This window comes from Vibrio sp. L3-7 (genome assembly GCF_963898195.1).
In the GTDB taxonomy this organism is placed as follows: Bacteria; Pseudomonadota; Gammaproteobacteria; order Enterobacterales; family Vibrionaceae; genus Vibrio; species Vibrio echinoideorum.
On sequence record NZ_CAWQUW010000005.1, the window covers coordinates 60,091 to 79,093 of the forward strand.

General features: G+C 42.8%; 14 protein-coding genes. 9 read left to right on the forward strand and 5 right to left on the reverse strand.

Going from position 1 to position 19,003, the window contains the following annotated elements; genetic code table 11:
- Positions 1 to 40: 40 nt before the first annotated feature.
- Positions 41 to 1,903, forward strand: a complete 1,863-nt coding sequence (locus tag AACW75_RS05540; RefSeq protein ID WP_017076727.1) for a DUF294 nucleotidyltransferase-like domain-containing protein — start codon at positions 41 to 43, stop codon at positions 1,901 to 1,903.
- The gene (locus AACW75_RS05545) at positions 1,903 to 2,619 is read left to right on the forward strand and encodes a 3'-5' exonuclease (protein WP_017076726.1); all 717 of its coding nucleotides are present in this window, start codon (positions 1,903 to 1,905) and stop codon (positions 2,617 to 2,619) included. Before AACW75_RS05540 ends, AACW75_RS05545 begins: the two co-directional genes overlap by 1 nt.
- Before the next feature lie 163 nt (positions 2,620 to 2,782).
- Here AACW75_RS05545 and AACW75_RS05550 read toward each other — a convergent pair whose 3' ends face one another.
- Both AACW75_RS05550 and AACW75_RS05555 read right to left on the reverse strand, forming a co-directional pair.
- Complete coding sequence (locus tag AACW75_RS05550; protein ID WP_135456453.1) at positions 2,783 to 3,532, reverse strand: oligogalacturonate-specific porin KdgM family protein; 750 nt, start codon at positions 3,530 to 3,532, stop codon at positions 2,783 to 2,785.
- 1,161 nt (positions 3,533 to 4,693) lie between these two features.
- Complete coding sequence (locus AACW75_RS05555) at positions 4,694 to 5,305, reverse strand: toxin-antitoxin system YwqK family antitoxin (RefSeq protein WP_145564505.1); 612 nt, start codon at positions 5,303 to 5,305, stop codon at positions 4,694 to 4,696.
- Positions 5,306 to 5,834: 529 nt separating this feature from the next.
- On the opposite strand from AACW75_RS05555, the gene AACW75_RS05560 reads away from it, so the two are divergent.
- Complete coding sequence (locus AACW75_RS05560) at positions 5,835 to 7,607, forward strand: sodium:solute symporter family transporter (protein ID WP_145570171.1); 1,773 nt, start codon at positions 5,835 to 5,837, stop codon at positions 7,605 to 7,607.
- 85 nt (positions 7,608 to 7,692) lie between these two features.
- Positions 7,693 to 9,309: a polysaccharide lyase 6 family protein gene (locus AACW75_RS05565; protein WP_145570172.1), complete on the forward strand. Its 1,617-nt coding sequence runs from the start codon at positions 7,693 to 7,695 to the stop codon at positions 9,307 to 9,309.
- 180 nt (positions 9,310 to 9,489) lie between these two features.
- Here the strand turns inward: AACW75_RS05565 and AACW75_RS05570 are convergent, their stop codons facing one another.
- Entirely contained in the window at positions 9,490 to 10,014 is a 525-nt protein-coding gene (locus AACW75_RS05570) for a peptide-methionine (S)-S-oxide reductase (RefSeq protein ID WP_145570173.1), read from the reverse strand.
- Between the two features lie 236 nt (positions 10,015 to 10,250).
- Between AACW75_RS05570 and AACW75_RS05575 the strand changes: the two genes are divergently transcribed.
- From AACW75_RS05575 to tnaA, 3 genes are all read left to right on the forward strand, one after another.
- Positions 10,251 to 11,363 (forward strand): YcjF family protein, encoded by a 1,113-nt coding sequence (locus AACW75_RS05575; RefSeq protein WP_237297666.1) that lies wholly within the window; start codon positions 10,251 to 10,253, stop codon positions 11,361 to 11,363.
- Positions 11,350 to 13,014, forward strand: a complete 1,665-nt coding sequence (locus tag AACW75_RS05580) for a GTPase family protein (protein WP_145570175.1) — start codon at positions 11,350 to 11,352, stop codon at positions 13,012 to 13,014. The genes AACW75_RS05575 and AACW75_RS05580 overlap by 14 nt, the downstream gene beginning before the upstream one ends.
- Positions 13,015 to 13,786: 772 nt before the next feature.
- Entirely contained in the window at positions 13,787 to 15,256 is a 1,470-nt protein-coding gene (tnaA, locus tag AACW75_RS05585; protein WP_145570176.1) for a tryptophanase, read from the forward strand.
- A gap of 135 nt (positions 15,257 to 15,391) precedes the next feature.
- On the opposite strand, the gene AACW75_RS05590 is transcribed toward tnaA, so the two are convergent.
- Positions 15,392 to 16,267: a LysR family transcriptional regulator gene (locus tag AACW75_RS05590; RefSeq protein ID WP_145570177.1), complete on the reverse strand. Its 876-nt coding sequence runs from the start codon at positions 16,265 to 16,267 to the stop codon at positions 15,392 to 15,394.
- 272 nt (positions 16,268 to 16,539) lie between these two features.
- Here AACW75_RS05590 and AACW75_RS05595 point away from each other — a divergent pair, with 272 nt between their 5' ends.
- Together AACW75_RS05595 and AACW75_RS05600 are read left to right on the forward strand one after the other, a co-directional pair.
- Positions 16,540 to 16,779 carry a hypothetical protein gene (locus AACW75_RS05595; protein ID WP_114633641.1) on the forward strand — a complete coding sequence of 80 codons (240 nt, stop codon included), beginning with the start codon at positions 16,540 to 16,542 and terminating at the stop codon, positions 16,777 to 16,779.
- Positions 16,780 to 17,014: 235 nt separating this feature from the next.
- Positions 17,015 to 17,332, forward strand: a complete 318-nt coding sequence (locus AACW75_RS05600; RefSeq protein ID WP_135456439.1) for a Dabb family protein — start codon at positions 17,015 to 17,017, stop codon at positions 17,330 to 17,332.
- Positions 17,333 to 17,515: 183 nt separating this feature from the next.
- Here the strand turns inward: AACW75_RS05600 and AACW75_RS05605 are convergent, their stop codons facing one another.
- Positions 17,516 to 18,736 (reverse strand): DUF3103 domain-containing protein, encoded by a 1,221-nt coding sequence (locus AACW75_RS05605; protein ID WP_145570178.1) that lies wholly within the window; start codon positions 18,734 to 18,736, stop codon positions 17,516 to 17,518.
- Between the last annotated feature and the right edge of the window lie 267 nt (positions 18,737 to 19,003).

Genomic DNA, 19,003 nt, shown 5'->3' on the forward strand with positions numbered 1-19,003 from the left:
GTTATATAATAATACTAATTAAATTATTGCGAGTGTGATTATGCCTCAGTCTCTTTTGCCAAATATTCTTCAATTTATCGGTCAGATAGACCCTTTCGATAAGATCCCTAAAGAAGCGCTTCGTGAACTTGCCTCTAATGTTCAGATCACTTATCTCGGCAAAGGGGATGTGGTTGATCTGTGTGAGTCGGGTAAAGAAAAGTCGCTCTACATCATTCGAACCGGTTCTATGGAACAAAGAAAGTCAGACGGTGTACTTCGTGCGCGTTTAGGCAGTGAAGATTTGTTCGGCTTTACGTTCTTAGATTCTGAAGTTAACGACGAGAAAGGCTACAGAGCGATCGCAATCGAAAACACCTTACTTTATGTGATTCCACACTCGGCACTTCAAGCGCTGTTCAAGGCATTTCCAAGCTGCGCTGAACATTTTGCGTCACAGGCTCAGGTTCGCTTGAAGTCGGCACTCGATGTGGTGTGGTCAAACAAAGAGAAAGGCTTGTTCATTCGTAAGGTTGAAGAAGTCGCAAGCGGACAGGTTGCAATCGTTAAGTCTGAACAAACCATTCAATCGGTCGCGGTTGAAATGTTGCACCAACGCTCACCGTGTGCGGTGATCTATGAAGGTGAAACCATTGTTGGCTTGATTACCGATCGAGATATGACCAAGCGAGTCATCGCGCATGGTGTCAGTACCGATAGCTTGATTTCTGAGGTGATGACGCACTCTCCGCTGACGGTTAAACCGGATGATCTCGTGTTGCATGCCGCGTCTATCATGATGCAATTCAACATTCGTAACCTTCCAGTAGTAAAAGAAAACAAAGTCGTTGGCCTTCTTACTACGTCTCACTTGGTTCAAAACCACCGTGTTCAAGCGATCTTCTTAATCGAGAAAATTAAATACGCGGGCAGCGTGAAAACCATGTCTTCATTTACTTCCGAAAGACAGGCTATTTTTGAAGCGCTGGTGGAAGGCAAAGTGGCACCTGAAACGGTGGGTAAGGTAATGACCATGATTATGGATGCCTACACGCGCCGATTGATTCAGATAGCGATTGATAAGTTAGGCCCACCACCTTGCGATTTTTCTTGGATCGTGGCGGGCTCGCACGCGCGTAATGAAGTTCATATGTTGTCGGACCAAGACAGTGCGATTGTACTCGCTGACGATGCAACCGACAGCGACCGAATTTACTTTAAACACCTAGCAATGATGGTGACCAACGGGTTAGCGAGTTGTGATTATCCACTGTGTCCGGGTAAATTCATGGCGGCGACACCAAAATGGTGCCAGCCACTTGGTGTTTGGAAGCACTACTATAAAAAGTGGGTCGCAAACCCTGAGTACGAACGCTTACTCAACATCAGTGTGTTCCTAGAAATCCGTACTATCTATGGCAACAGTGAGTTCGAAGGCATTCTTCGTGATGAGCTGCATTCTAATATTCGCGGCAACCGTGAGTTTTTAAGCACACTAGTGAAAGATGCGGTGAACACCAACCCGCCACTGGGTATCTTCAACAGTTTGGTTCTAGAGAAATCGGGTGAGAATAAGAAAACACTCAATGTGAAGAAGTACGCCATCAACTTGATTATCGATCTTGCGCGTATTTACGGATTAGCGGTGGAATGTGATTTGTCGGCAACCGATGAACGCTTTGCTGCAGCCAATGAAAAAGGCATGTTGAGTGATGACGCGTTCAAGAACATCCTTGGTGCGTATCAGTTCATTCTGTCTTTCCGTTTCGGCCATCAACTTGAAGCTTTGAAGAATGGAGATGTGCCAGACAACAACATCAACCCAGACAGTTTTGGTAGCTTTGAGCGTAAGCACTTGAAAGATGCCTTTAGGATCATTGCCGACCTTCAAGAAGCGGCGAAAATTCGTTTCGGAGCGCGTTAATGAAAGCCTTGTTGAACTACTTTCACCCGCTTGAACGAATTAAACGCAAGCGTAAACAATATCTGGGTACGGTTAAGTTGCCAGAAGCGTTACACGATCTTGTTGAACAACCTTGTCCAGAGATGACGGATAAAGCTAAAGACAGCGATTACATTGTGTTGGATCTTGAAACGACCGGCTTAGATAGCGAACAAGATCTTATTTTGTCCATGGGATGGGTTGATGTGGTTAAGGGGAGAATTGACTTAGCATCAGCCAAGCATATTTACCTTAATAACGATTCTCAGATCAACGCAGAAACTGCAGTCATTAACCACATCACACCACAAATGTTGGAAGAGGGTGCCTCGATTCATGATGCAATGCTGACTTTTTTTGAAGCAGCAAAAGGTAAAATTATTGTGGCGCACGCTTGTGTCGTAGAAGAGACTTTTATTAATCAATATTTGCTTAGATGTTATGGATTGAGGGCGGTGCCTTTGCTTTGGTTAGATACATTGCGTATTGAAAAGACGATGGAAAAAGCGATCAGTAATCATGAAGAAGTGGATTTAACTCTAGCAGGAACACGTGGAAGATATGGGCTTCCTGAGTACAACAGCCACAATGCCTTAGCCGATGCGGTTTCAACGGCTGAGCTACTTTTGGCTCAACAAAAACGAGTGGTTCCGAACGATGAAGTGACACTTTCATTTTTGTATCGGATCAGTCACTAAAGTTAGAGCTAGAATTAGAGTAAGCGCTAGAAAGTTTTCTGCTCGTTCATTTACGAACGCATAGATTTGAAGGTACAAAAAAGCCAGCGATTGCGCTGGCTTTTGTTTAGGTCTTAGAAAATTAGGACAGTAATTATCTTAGATTCTTCATATTGGGTGCAGTTTAGAAGCTGTAAGTAAGACCTACACGGCTACGTAATTCACGAGTTGCTTTTGTTGAAGAAGTGCTCACATCACCAAATTCTACATACGGTGCCCATTGACCCATAATGTGGCGAATACTTGCGTTCAACTCGTAGTTGGTATCATCGTTATCGTAGATGTCGTAATCGTCAGCTTTGTAGTAGTTACCTTCAAAACCGAAACGCCAGTTTTCTATTGAGTAGTTAACGTTTGCCGTTAGACGATGACGACGCTGATTAGAAACGTTTTTATCAACCGTGATTGGTACACCGTCACTATCAACGATAACGTCGCCATTACTATCGAACTGGTACTCTGAGCTGCTCGTGTTCTGTCTCATATCGTAACGGTAACGAGCACTTAGGCTTAAACCGTCAATGCTATCCACTTTGTATGTTGCACGAACTTGAGGTTTATACGTAACGCCAGATTCGCGACCTTCAATCGGCATACCGTAAGTCATCGTCCAATTGTCGTTAAGTACGTGACGGTAGTTTAGACCAAGCTCCCAGCCATTATTCTTCAAGTCTTCCATGAATTTACCGTCTTCTCCCTTGAATTTTGCTTCGATATCTACAAGGAAGTTGCCAATGCTATCGCCCAGTTTTACACGAGTAGCGTGTTGATCTGTGTGACTCTTGTATTCGTGTCTCATATCGAAAGACGCCGCAGATACAGAGCCAGCAGCGAGTACAGATGCCACAGCAATCACGATTTTAGTTTTATTCATGGTATTAGTTCCATATTTATAGGTTGAGTATTGGCCCTAATTTCGAGCCAAATAGAGTAGTTCTTGTCTTTAATGCATTTGGTTGTAGAGATAATCGTTTAATTACCAAACATTTATTTGCATTTAAATAATACAAATATGCTAACGATTAGAGTGCTGTGGTTCTGTGAATTAGATCGTGTTGTCATGATAAACCCCCTATTTACAAAGGGTTACAAAGTAAGGGTTATAATATAACTCATTGTTTTAAAGTGACTTGTCAAATCAGTCTCGTCGATTTATAGAGTTTTCTCTGTCAATAAATGTGCGCTACAGCAAAAATTCGAATCTTTAATTACCATTTTTATTTGTAATACATTATTATTTACTAACTTTCAGCGGCGATACATATGTTTGACATGTTGAATGTATGCTCATGTAGAGCGTGGATAGGTGAACTGATGGTTCATCTCTGAATTTCCAAGAGTGGATTACAAGTTAAAACGCTTTAAAAGCGAACATGGTTTAAAGGCTCTAAGCGGTTGAGAGGTTATGAAAGGTTATGAAAGGTTATAAAGGTGCAAAAGCTAAACGTGGTTTAAAAGCTGTAGTGATTTAAAACCTACGGCACTTGAAAACCTACGACATTTTGAAACTTAAAGTAGCTTAAAAGCATTCGGCATTTGCTTGAGGTGATTGAAAGCCTCAAACAGAGAAGGATTGAAGTGTAGTAGGCAAGTCAGTGACATAGCCTGCTATATAGGTCTGACTTTGGTGCGATTGGGAACCGTCGCTCTAAACTGATGACAAAAGAAGAAATCGTTGAAATGCTCGTAAGAGCATTTTGATTATTGCTCCCAACTATTCTAATTATAACTTCTGCTTTCCTTTAGAGAGGTAGGAGATGACAGTGAAGATCTGTCTTTGCGCTCATGTTGATACAGGCAACATGGGCGTTTTTTTTTGCTTTGAATTCATGGGTTAGTAGGTGGTAGAACTGAGGCGGGATGTTCTTTTAAATTTTCAGAATCATTGGAGTTGATATCGTTGTATTAATATCGATGATCTTGTGTGCTTATCAAACTCTATCAAACTCTATCAAACTCTATTGAACTAACCGACAAGAAGCACTCATGCATGATGACATGAATGCGTCTTGGAGTAGGTCTAGTCTATAAAAGGTTAACTTTGCGTCGGCATCCATACTTGTTTGGACGTAATTTTGTGGCCTTTAAAGGTCAGCTCCTCAATCTTATCTCCGTTCTGATTCCAACGAGTTAATGTACCATTAGCAATTTCACCGTCATCAAACTTGGTCTCACTGGCCTTGTGACCGTTCGGGTAATAATCCGTTACCAACCCATCTTTTTGCCCTTTGCTGTATTGAGCAGTAAGGCTCTGTTCGCCGTTTGGATACCATCGAGAGGCAACGCCTGACAATTCATTATCTTCATAATTGAGCTGTGCTTTTTTCTGCCCATTGGGATACCAGGCTTCGGCTTTGCCCTGCAATTCACCTTTTTCGTAATTCACTTTAGAAGCGATCTGACCATTCGGATACCAGTTGGTTTCTAATCCAAGCTGCAGGCCATCAGCGAATTGCGCTTGAGTTGCTATTTGGCCGTTATCGAATGCCTCTTCAAATTGACCAGTAAATGGTTTTGAGTGGTTGACTTGATAAGCGACACCTTTTCGCATTTGTAGATAATCAACAGCGTCTTCACGCGGTGTAGCTGCGTAACTCATAGAAGACATCGTACTAAGAGCAATCAATATTGGGATGTATTTCTTCATAATGACACCTTTTCATTGGACGGGGGAAAGTGTAGTCGGTGTGTTAAAAGCATTTCACTTCCGAGAATAACTGTCAGCACCTATTACTGGTTTTCAAGTTTTCATTATTAACGGTCTAATAAAGGGAACTTTTTAAAGCGAAATTGGACGTTAAGATTGTCATATTTGTAATACAAATGAGTTGGATTGAATCATCTTTATAAATTATATGAAATGCTTGTCATGATGTCTGGTCGTGGATTTTCTAGTTACGATTAAAATTTTCTAATGATGATTTAGTCTTTTTTTGAGATTTAATTCACATTTAGAGAGCTTTTCGCCTCAATGTAAAGACTTTGGTTGCCAGAGACTGCACTGGCTTGATGAATTACGCTCCCGAACGGTGCAACTTTGAACTCGATCACTTGTATGATTATTAGTGTGTAATAGTCTAAGATCGTCGTCACGCATTTAAGTTATTGTAGTACAAATGTACTTGTCATCTATCTATAGTGAACCTAACAAAAAAACATAAATAAAAGGTCTCAAGATGGAACTCAATACCCTGATAGTTGGCATCTACTTCCTATTCTTAATTGCAATAGGGTGGATGTTCAGAACGTTTACAAGTACGACAAGTGATTACTTCCGTGGAGGAGGTAACATGCTTTGGTGGATGGTAGGTGCAACCGCATTTATGACCCAGTTCAGCGCATGGACATTTACCGGTGCAGCAGGTAAAGCCTTTACTGATGGCTTTGCAGTAGCGATTATCTTCATCGCTAACGCATTTGGTTACTTGATGAACTACCTATACTTTGCTCCTAAGTTCCGCCAACTGCGTGTTGTGACGGTAATTGAAGCGATTCGTATGCGTTTTGGTAAGGTTAATGAGCAAGTGTTTACTTGGTCGGGTATGCCAAACAGTGTTATCTCTGCGGGTATCTGGCTGAACGGCCTTGCGATCATCGCATCGGGTATCTTCGGCTTTGACATGACGACAACGATTATCCTAACGGGTTTGGTTGTATTGGTAATGTCAGTAACAGGCGGTTCATGGGCAGTAATCGCATCTGACTTTATGCAGATGGTGATTATCATGGCTGTGACAGTAACGTGTGCAGTGGTTGCGGTTTACCACGGTGGCGGCGTTACACAAATTATAAACGACTTCCCAACTGATTCATTTATTACGGGTGATAACCTTAATTACCTAAGCATCTTCAGCATCTGGGCAGTGTTCATCTTCTTAAAGCAGTTCAGCATCACGAACAATATGCTGAACTCTTACCGTTACCTTGCGGCTAAAGACTCAAACAACGCGCGTAAAGCGGCACTACTTGCCTGTGTACTGATGACGCTTGGTCCAATCATTTGGTTCATGCCTTCATGGTTCATGGCAGGTCAAGGTGTTGATTTAGCCGCTGCTTACCCTGACGCCGGCAGCAAAGCCGCTGATTTCGCTTACCTTTACTTTGTTCAAGAGTACATGCCGGTTGGTATGGTTGGTCTTCTGATTGCCGCGATGTTTGCAGCAACAATGTCTTCAATGGACTCTGGTCTAAACCGCAACTCAGGTATTTTTGTTAAGAACTTCTACGAGCCGATTCTTCGCCCTAAAGCGACAGAGAAAGAGCTAATGGTCGTTTCTAAAATAACGTCTACTTTCTTCGGCATCGCGATCATCTTGGTTGCACTGTTCATCAACTCTCTTAAAGGATTGAGCCTTTTCGATACGATGATGTACGTGGGTGCACTGATCGGCTTCCCAATGACGATTCCAGCATTCTGTGGCTTCTTTATCCGTAAAACACCGGATTGGGCCGGTTGGGGCACGCTAGTAGTCGGTGGTGTGGTTTCTTACTTCGTTGGTTTCGTTATCACAGCGGACATGATCCAAAACTGGTTCGGTTTGAATGAACTGACAGGCCGTGAATGGTCTGACCTAAAAGTGGCTATCGGTCTTATCGGTCACATCATATTTACTGCTGGCTTCTTTGTTCTTTCAACGCTGTTCTACAAGCCATTACCGGCGCACCGTGAGAAAGACGTAGACAAGTTCTTCAACAACCTAGCGACACCATTAGTTGCTGAAAGTAATGAACAGAAGAAACTGGATAACAAGCAACGTCGTATGTTGGGTTCACTTATCGCGGTAGCGGGTGTGGGCGTAATGACTATGTTTGTACTGCCAAACCCAATGTGGGGACGCATGGTATTCGTTCTGTGTGGCTTGATTGTATTCTCTGTTGGTCTGTTACTTGTTAAAGCAGTCGATGACAAAGTCGAGCAACAAGACGAAGTGACTCCAGCCGAAGGCTAATTTAATACGCATCCTAAATAACATCACGGTCACCTAAATGGGTGGTCGTCATTTTTATAATCCAAACTTTAACGTGAGATGTACGATGAACAAAAAACTATTATCGGTAAGCATTATTAGCGCGTTCACGCTCGCTTTTGCAACAGGCTGTACAACACAAGAAAAAACAGCACCGGTAGTCAGTGTCGCTGAACAAGCTACGCCTGCTATTAGCGAAATCGACCGCAGTTACTTATTGAGTAGTGACCGCTTAACTGAGGTGGATGGCAATACAATAAACGTTGCATCAGAAGAGCAAGTAGCCGCGCTTAAAGCACAATTTGAAAACCTAAAAGATGGCGACGAAGTTGTTATTCCTAACGGTAAATACGCGAACTTAGGTCAAGTAACTATTACCGCGAATGACATTACCGTTAAAGCAGAGCAAGCCGGTTCTGTATGGTTAACTGGCCTGGTTCAGTTTGAACTTAAAGGTGATGACATCACGCTAGATGGCTTAGTGTTTACCGAAGGTGGTCCGAACGAAAGATTTGGCGGCGTTCGAATGATGGGCGACAACAACACTTTACAGAATTCAACCTTTTACTACTTTAACCACGCTTATGAATATCAACCGGATGAGCGTCGTTCTGAATACCCGAGATACCTGTGGGTTTCTCTGTGGGGTAAAGACGGCAAAGTGATCAACAACCGCTTTGAAGGCAAACAAAAGCGCGGTACGTTGATTGGTGTACAGAAAGATGATTCTGCAGACAATCACTTGATTGCTAATAACATCTTCATGGATCAGAAACCGAATCAGTTTAATGAATTCGACATCAAAGAAGCGATTCGTTACAACGGCAACAGCTGGGAAGCACTTCGTATTGGTGATTCAAAATCCTCTCAGTGGGATTCCAATTCAAAATTCGTGAATAACTTGATGATCGACATGGATGGCGAGCGCGAGCTTGTCTCAGTTAAGTCGGGTGGCAACACAATTTCTGGTAATACAATTTTTGAAAGTTCTGCTTTGATTTCTTTGCGTCATGGTAAAGGAAGTAGTGTTGAAAATAACATTATTCTAGGTAATAAAAAGAACTTAACTGGTGGCATTCGAATCTATGATGAAGACCATGTTATCCGTAATAACTACATTGCGAATACACGTGGACGTGACGGTGTAATTGAAGGCAATGCTGACCTACGTGGTGGTATCGTGATTAATACGGGTATCATTGATGTGGCAAACGGCGAAGAGCTAGATCAGTCGGTTAAAGGTAAAGAGCTTAACAAACAGTGGACGCCTAAAAACATCACCATCGAGAACAACTCATTGGTTGATACACAGTGGGGCATTATCTATGGCAATCAAACTCACCGTGTGAGCCTGTTCAATAATGCCGAAGTTGAAAAGATTTATGCCGGTGTTGATATCGCGTTTAATAATAACGTTGTCGATAATTCAGAGTCTCCAGAGTTTGTCAGTGTTCGCGCAACGGAAGATTACCCGTTAGTGGGTGCAACGTATGACAATGAAACATATGTTGGCCAAGTGACAGCATCTGAGCAGATTTCGAGCTACTCAGTTGAGCTGCCAAAAATGACGGTTGAGAACGGCATTAACGCTTACCAAGGCGAAGGTGCAGACGTGTCTAAACTTGCGGTCGTGACGGCTGAAACAGCGGGTCCAGATTACGTGCTTGAGAATACAACTAAGTAACTTATTTATTAATGCTAAACGCTAAACGCTAAACGCTAAACGCTTAATGGTTTGAGCTATCAAACAAATTTACGATAGCTGTCTGGGTCATTAAAACTTAAAAAGCCTCAACGGGTAATGCCTGTTGAGGCTTTATCGATTTTACGTCGTGACCATCTCAATCTTACGTCGTGACTACTGTTATTTATACTTATGCAGCAGATCCCAAGGAATATTGCACAAGTGGTGGTCTTCAGGGAACTGGCTGAGGTGATGCTGGTGGATATCATCACTGGCGACATAACTGGTCAATGGCAAGATCTCGAGAGCAATGCGGTCTGCATCAACACGAGAGGTAATATAGTGCTCAGCTTCAGTTAAGTGCAGGGCGTTAGTGCTGTAAACACCCGTGCGATATTTCTCACCCACATCGACGCCCTGTTTATTGACGCTGTATGGGTCGATGATCTCAAACAGATGTCCCATCAGAATGGTTACTGAAGTGATGCTTGGGTCAAACTCTATCTGGACACACTCCGCGTAGCCATCATAGTCACTATTATTTGATGTACCGTTTTCTGTTGTATTACTTTTTACGGCATCGATTTGTGTCTGTGCGGAGTTTCCATTCGCACGGCCTGCTTCTGTGCTGATGACACCCGGAACGTATTTGATAAATTCTTGTACACCCCACAAGCAACCGCCCGCCAAATAGATTTGTTCCATACTTACCTTTTACTTCTCTGTGTTTGTTGTTCGTTCGATGCATGAATCAATATAGTGATACACGCACGTATAAAAAAGCGTGTATACAAAATAAGTGTGCATATAAAAACAAGTGTTTAGGTATTGTAAACCTGTGCGACTGAACAAACATAAGTCTAATAGGATTTGTGATTATATAAGCTAGTATTGCGTTGTCACCACCCCGAATTTCAAGATTAAGTGAGCGTTAGCCAACCATGTTTGATCAAATAAAAGATTTCATCAATCCGAGTAAGAATCCAGACCTCACACAGGCTCAGGAATACCAACGTCAGCATTTGCCGACGCTGTGGCTGTTGGGCAAAACGGGAGCGGGCAAGTCATCGTTTATCCAAGCGGTCACTGGTGATTCCTCTATTGAAGTGGGGAATGGCTTTGCTCCATGCACTATGACGGCAATGTCGTATGAGTTTCCTCAAATTAAGCCGGTAATGCGATTCCTCGATACCAGAGGGTTGAGTGAGGCGGATTATGATCCTAAAGAGGATCTAGAAGAGATCGGCCAAGCGGGTAATGCGTTAGTCGTGGTGATGAAAGCCGATGAGCCTGAGCAATCCTCCGTGCTTGCGGCTCTGAAACAGATTAAGAAACAAAAGAAGATTAAACACTTGTTGCTTGTTCATACGGCGGTTTTGTCTTCCAATGAAACAGACCGCGCAAGACTAATTCAATTCAACATCAACCAAGTAGAAACGGTTTGGGGTAAGGGATTGGAATCGGTCGCGGTGGATTTCGAAACGGATGACTTGAGCAATAACAGTGGCTCAGTTTACAACTATGACGTTTTGTTAGAAAAGCTGACCAACATCCTCCCTGTTATTGGAATGATGGTGGTAGACAAAGAGCATTCCACTCAAGAAGAAGCCAATTTTGACCAAGTCGAAAATGAAGTACTTTGGTACGCGGGAAGTGCGGCGGCCAGTGACCTGATTCCGGGTGTTGGTTTGGTGTCGGTGCCCGCGATTCAAGCGAAAATGCTTCACAGTTTGGCCAACCAATATGGGGTCGAATGGAACAAGAGAGTCTTCAGTGAGTTGATAGGTACTTTGGGAAGCAGCTTTGCTTTGCAATACGGAATGAAGCTGGGCACTCGACAGCTGATAAAGTTGATTCCGGTTTATGGTCAAACGGTCGGAGCGGTTGCAGCAGCCGCCATGAGTTTCGGTACCAGCTATGGTTTAGGTCGCGCGGCTTGTTTTTACTTCTATCATAAGAACAAAGGCGAAGAAGTCTCTGAAAAAGAGATGCAAAAGATTTACAAAGAATCCCTGAAAAAAGGTAAGGCGGCGTCGGGCTATGAAGAAAATTAGAAACCTATTTCGATTATTGGCCGTTCTGTCTAGTGGACGTTGGGGCATTGCTCTGATTTCGGCCATCTTCCCGAGCATTATCATGATGGCCTTTGGTCTTTTCTTGGCGATCAAATATGGCTACCTATTGGAAATGTCGATTGCCATTGCGGTGAGTACCTTGGTGTTCACGATTCCTTTATTCATTTCTAGCCGCTCTTCGCGTAAACCAACTTATAGCGACTCTTCTTCACATGATGAAAGTGATGTTCAACCTGAAGCCGGAGCATCGCCCAAGAATTCAGACATCAATGATGCGTTGGTCAAAGCGTCCGATGAATGGTCTCAAGCAGAGCTATCAATCTGGAACGACTCGAAACACCATGTACGACAACAGTTAATGGTCGACATTGAGTGGGGTAATCTCGACCAAACCGGTTTAGAGGTACTTGAGTTCGTCGCCAAAAAGTTTGATAAGAAATCACTCGATTTTTCAATCCCTGAAGGGCTGAAGCTGTTTGAAGAAGTGAGCCGACGATACAAGTTAGTGGTACGGGAACATATACCGGGAATTGAGTATCTTAAGGTTTCCTATATCAAAGCGGGCTACGAAGCCTATGACAAGTACGGTGAGCTAGGGCAGAAGATCGTTAAAGCCGCTATCTGGGGCAATCACCTTAAGAACCTGTATTTGAATCCATTGAAAGTGATTTCTGATTTAGGTCGAGAGCAAGCGACATCATCCATGACCAAAGGCGTGGTGGATGACATGCAATACGCCGCGAAACAAGCCTTACTCGATGAGGTGGCCGCGGTAGCGATTGATCTCTATAGCGGTCGATTCAGCATTGAAGATGAAGCATTAAGAGCGTCTGATGTTTCTGAAATAGATGAACAGCGCTTTGCACCAGAATTAGAGCCAGTAAGAATTGTGCTGGTGGGGCAAACAAGCTCTGGGAAATCCTCACTGATTAATGCGCTCAAGCAGGAGCTCGTTGCCGAGGTGGATGTATTGCCATCAACCGACACTTCAACCGTATACAACGCGTTTGTCGATGACAATGATGTTCGCGTTGTTGATCTTCAAGGGCTGGATGGCAATGCCAAAACCGAAGCTCTGATGCTTAAAGAGATGACCCAAGCCGATGTTGTACTTTGGGTTCTTAAAGCCAATCAATCGGCTCGTGAACTGGATAAGCAATTGAAGGGTAAGTTTGATGCTTTTTATGACGATCCTAAAAACATCTCACGCAAAAAGCCAATCGTTGTTTCGGTTGTGAATCAGGTCGACCGATTAAAGCCTGTTGATGAGTGGCAGCCTCCGTATGACTTAGAGAACCCAACATCGGCCAAAGCAAAGATCATTGCTCAAGCACTCGAATACAACCATATATTGCTGCAGTCTGATATCGTGTTGCCGCTCGCTATTGCACCAGAAAAGACGATTTTTGGTTTAGAAGCACTCAAGCAGATGCTAATCGAAGGCATAGCTGATGCTAATAATGTGCAAAGAAACCGCCAACGTTTGGAGGCAATGAAACGGGGAACATCGGTTAAAGGTCAACTGAACAAAGTAGTGAAGGCCGGTAAGAAGGTCGCACCAAGTGCATTGAAGGCAGCGACACCAAAACTGGCTGAAATGGCCATCAAGCAAGTTGTGAAGAAAAAGTAAGTCATTCACTGCGAATACGGTTCTGGTGGGGCTTGAGGCTCATCAGAACTTAGCTATTCTAGATCGGCGATTTTTAGTGCTTGGCTTTATTAGATGAGAGCTTTTTAGAAAACAGCCATCTTCGCCCCTTATTAGATAAGTATTGAGTTTAAAAGAGATTCGATATTATTAAGTAACTCAACGAACTAGTTTAATAGTATATAAGCTGATGGGATTCACAGTTTATATGACACGCTATGGTATTTAATTGCCATTCTAAATATTGATCACATTTATACTTTCTTTCGCTGTATTTATAAAACAATTACACTATATTTAAATTTCGGATCACCTTGATTTCAACGTAGGGATATATTGTGAACATGTATCTGAAATGGCAATCAACCACATGGCTAACCTTGTTAGCTTGGTATACTTTAGATCACCAGCTCTCGTTTCACCTTTCTTCAGAGTAGTACCCTCTAGGCGTCACGCGCCAGCAGAGCCCTTGAGCTTTGCCAATCCGGTTAATTCTGTCTTTAAGAAGCTTCGTAACCCATGCGGCCGCTATTTGTGTTGTTGTGCATGAAGTTCTTATCTCTTAGTTATTATTAATTGGGTCCTAATCAATACGTTATTGATTAAATAAATTATTTCTAGCTATTAATTTTTCATCGTAATTATCACGAGAGTGATCGTGCGTGAAATTAAATTAATGGTGATGACTCGTGACATTTAAAAATAACGAATTTGGCTTTTCCCGTTTAGGCTGAATTTGTTGAAAGGTACTATTATGGAAAACTTCAAGCATCTACCAGAACCGTTTCGTATTCGCGTTGTAGAACCAGTAAAAAGAACAACCTCTGCATATCGTGAGCAAGCCATTGTTGACGCGGGCATGAACCCATTCTTACTGGATAGTGATGATGTGTTTATCGACTTACTGACCGACAGTGGTACAGGTTCTATTACTCAGCGTATGCAAGCAGCGATGTTAATGGGGGATGAAGCTTACAGCGGTAGCCGCAGTTACTATGCGTTGGCGAATGCAGTGAAAGATATTTTTGGTTACCAACTGACGATTCCAACACACCAAGGGCGTGGAGCCGAGCAGATCTACATTCCTGTTCTTATCAAGAAGCGTGAAATGGAAAAGGGATTGGATCGCAGCAAAATGGTCGCCCTGTCTAACTACTTCTTCGATACAACACAAGGTCACACTCAAGTGAACTGTTGTGTAGCGAAAAACGTCTACACCAAAGAAGCGTTCGATACTTCAGTGAATGCCGACTTTAAAGGCAACTTCGACGTTGTGAAACTGGAAGAAGCGATCTTAGAAGCGGGAGCTGCCAACGTTCCTTACATCGTGAGTACCATTACCTGTAACTCGGCTGGTGGACAGCCGGTATCAATCGCGAACTTGAAAGCTGTGTATGACGTGGCTCAGAAGTACGATATTCCAGTGATTATGGATTCTGCTCGCTACGCTGAAAATGCCTTCTTCATTCAACAGCGCGAAGCGGGTTATCAAGATTGGACAATCGAGCAAATCACGCGTGAGTCTTACAAATACGCTGATGGCTTAGCTATGTCTGCTAAGAAAGATGCGATGGTGCAAATGGGTGGCTTGTTGTGCTTCAAAGACGATTCTTTCATGGATGTGTACACAGAGTGTCGAACACTGTGTGTAGTTCAAGAGGGCTTCCCAACCTATGGTGGCTTAGAAGGTGGCGCGATGGAGCGTCTTGCGGTTGGCCTGTATGACGGCATGCGCCAAGATTGGTTAGAGTACCGTATTGGTCAGGTTCAATACCTTGTTGATGGACTAGAAGCAATGGGTATCGTGTGCCAGCAAGCAGGTGGACATGCTGCGTTTGTAGATGCGGGTAAACTGCTTCCTCATATTCCGGCAGGTCAGTTCCCAGCGCATGCTTTAGCGTGTGAACTTTACAAGGTTGCAGGTATCAGAGCGGTTGAGATTGGTTCATTGCTGCAAGGCCGCGACCCCGCAACAGGTGAACAGCACCCATGCCCTGCGGAGCTATTGCGTCTTACTATTCCAAGAGCGACGTATACACAAACCCACATGGATTTCATTATCGAAGCATTCGAGAAAGTAAAAGAGAATGCTGGGAAAGTAAAAGGGCTCGACTTTACCTATGAACCGCCTGTGTTAAGACACTTTACAGCGCGCTTGAAAGAGTTAGAAACCAGTATCAAACAACCTATAAAGAAGAGTAAACCAGAGCTAGAAGAAGCTTAAAGTACAAGGAAATACATTAAGGTCTGTTGAATTTTCGAACTGATTTTTCAGCGAAAGCTAAACAGTCATTAACACAAAGGCTCCTGTTGGAGCCTTTGCTTTTTTTGAGCAAGCAGAACTAAAACCGTAGGATTATTATTGTTTTAATACTGATCTCAGCGTATCAAAAAGCCATTGATTCAATGGAGCATCTTTCTGAGAACGACGGCAACTCATCACATAACTCACATCAATCGTGAGCTTTTCTGGTAAATCAATGCTGCGACACCCTTCTGGCACACTGCCATCTAGGGTGATTCCAAAATAATCGGACTTCAGCACAATATCGTGGATCATTGCGGGGTGATCGGCTTCCACTTTTGGATCGACATGAAATCCGATATTTCGAAGGCGATCGAGAATAGGGTATTTATTGTCATTCCAACCCGGGGTTTTAAATAGGATGATTGGATAGTTGACGAGCGATTTAAAGCTTTGTGCTTTATGATCTTCTCTCACAAAGAATACGACTTTTCCTTTTCCAATCTCTTTCTGTGAAATGGATTGCGGCAGGCTTTCATCAAAGTAGTGAACGGCTATTGCGTCTTCACCCTCGATGATTCTGTTTTTTACATTAGTGCTCCATCTCTCCAGTGAGAAGCGAACATGCGGGGCTCCTTTACTCAGAGTGAGGTAAAGCTTAGAACCAAAGCGCTCCCAAAAAAGTGTATTGGCGTAGATTTTCACATCTCCCTGATAAGATACAGGGCAGAACTCTTGATGCTTTATCGCCTCGACACTGCTTAGTATCTGCTCAAAATTATCAATATTGTTTTCAATAAATGTCGTTGGTTCGAACCCATGCTTGGTTTGAATGAACAGTGGGTCGTCCAGTTGTACTCTTAATTTCGAAAGGTTCTTACTGATCGCCCCTGGGGTTTTTCCTAGCGATTCTGCAACTAAGCCAACATTACGAAGCTCATACATACGTTTGATGACCAAGATATTCTGAATATCGAGATTGATGTCCACAAGCACTCCGAATTGCTTAGATGATAACGATGCTAATCTTTGGCGCAGTGAAAGCCTAAAGACCATCTGACTCTAATATCATAATCATCACTGCCAGCTTTTAAGACAGCACAACGTCAAGATGTGAACTATTTCTTTGATTTATCAACGAGTTTCCATTTAGTAAATATTGGTTTTCCTCGAAAAGCTGATATTCGGTTGTTAAAGTTATTTCAACAAAGAAACTCAACAATCAAACAAATATAATATTAAAAAATCATAAGAGGTGATGTATGAAAAAGTTAATCGCACTAGGCTTGATGGCTATCTCAATGAATACTGCTTTTGCTGCTGATGGAACTTATACAGGAACCATCGATATGACAAGAAGCGAGGGTAATCAGGTAAACGCAGAGCGTGTAGAGTCTAACCCTACTCTTGAAGGAAGAAATGAAGCCGCTAATGGTGGAATAAAATTCCAAAAGAACGTTGATCAAGACCAAGCGATCCAGTTGAATGGCCGCCGAGATTAATGTATTAACCTTACTATCATTGTCATAAGAAATGCTGCGCCCTCGGGTGCAGCATTTTTTGTTTTGGGATTTGGAGTGTTTTATAAAACCTAGTGATCTAGCCTTGGCATGTTGTGTAACGTGTGGCATTTTGTTCTCTAACTCTAACTCTAACTCTAACTCTAACTCTAGATCGCTATTAGGTGTTGGTTAAGCATTACAAGCCAGTAAGCGAACGATTCGAAAAGGACTAGGAATGACTCAAAAAGAAACGGGAATGATTCGTCATATTCTACTGATTAAGTTTAAAGAAAACGCAGAGGCTTCAGAGGTTCAAAAACTAAAGATGCTGTTTGAAGCGATGCCAAACAAGGTTGACGGGGTAACTTCAGTAGAGTGGGGGTTAAATGATAGCCCAGAGAATAAGAACCAAGGCTATACCCATTCAGTTTTAATGACGTTTAAGGATGAAAAGGGGCGTCAGAACTATCTTCCACACCCAGAGCATGATGCGCTGAAAGATGTATTTCGTCCGTTGTTAGACGACATCATCGTGTTTGATTACTCCCTATAATTAGTCCTCTCTGTATGCTCTCTAAAGCCTAAAGCCTAAAGCCTAAAGCCTAAAGCGATAAAAGCGTATATACCTAAAGTTTATTTACACAAGGTATATACGCTGAGTCATCTCGAATAACTAAGCGTTAGGGCTTGTGTGGCAGAGCCCTAACCGAGAAAGCCCTAATCAAGAAAGTACCAACTACTCTGTAGGAGAGATAGTCACCGGGGCGAACGAAGCTACTGCATTTCCGCCGGCACCTGGGTGATCAACATAAGAGGTGTTTTGCATTAAGGTGTAGTACACGTCCACAAAGTCATCATCATTCACTAATACACCATCAGGAATCACATCGATAATCTTGCCTGTGATCTGAGGGATGATCGCGTAACCCTGAACTTCTGGATCAGGAATCATCTTCAGTATCTCTTCTGCGGCTTGAACTAAGAGTTTTGCTAGCGCTTTATAGTCTGTTCCATCATCGTGCTCCATTAAGATCATATCTGCAGCGCCCCAGCGGTAGCGAGGCCAGAAAATGACGGTTTGATTTGGGTAGTACGTCTGTTTGTCATAATCCAGATAAGGCATTTCTACTAGATCTATTTGAGGCTCTAAGCGGCTTGAATCTACCCCTGTCACAATGGCATAGATTTCAGCTTTGCCAGAGATCCACGGTTCTTGGTCTACAGCCAAACGAATCTTTTTTAACTGAGTGGTATTCAACGGCTCAGGTTCTGACATAGCCATGGAGCGCGTAGCCTTACCAATAAATGTTTGTGTCTTAGTGCTACGGCTTTCACTGTTGCTGCTTGTGTTTTTGGAGCCGGAATTGATTTGCGTTGTTGTACCCAGTTTCTGCATCTCGGCCTGCATCGCCATTAAGCCTGCTTTGAGCTCTTCAGCACCGTTGCTATCAACGACAAATACTGGGACGTCTGGCATTTGGTACACATCGAGTTCATGAACCTGTCCGTACACGTCATACGCTTCAATGTATTGCCAATTCGAATCATCACCTGATGGTTCAAACGCAAATAATGGGTTTTCGCCGTTCTTCCAGGCTTCAATCATCGCTTCATCAGCCATGCGAATTTCTAACACAGAGTCGCTGAAGTCGTTGATCCCTTTCATCTTGCGATAACCAAGGTCCGCTTTCTGCATCCTGCTTGAAAATGCAGAGTAGGGCTGAGTAGAGCTCAATTTGTCGACAGGCGCGGATAAGTTCTTTTCTGAGATCTGAGCCTTTAGGGAAAGCTCTAGATCGGAATAACGCTCGCTGATTTGTAAAGCCAAAGATTGCTTTTGTGCTGAGGCGTTCTCCGAAAGAGAGCGTGAGTTTACTGTGTCGATATTGTTTGCATAGGACTGGAAGCCAACCACTGTCGTTGCAAGCACCATACTGGTAGAAAAAGATGGTCTCATAAATAATCCTTATTTTAATTTTTATCATTAATAGAGCATTTGCCCTATAAGGATTAACCTATCAGTAACGTGAATGTGTTCAAAAGTTAGTCAGTTATTTTTGTTTCGTTGTGCAGCACAGGATCTCAATTTAAACTGTTTTTATAAAACAATGCCTAAGTAACCTTGATATTTATAAATTAATAAACGTATCAGTAAATAATTTACAATATTATTAACTACACTGGTGTTTCATGAAAAAACCTACTCAAAGTGAGTAGGTTTTTA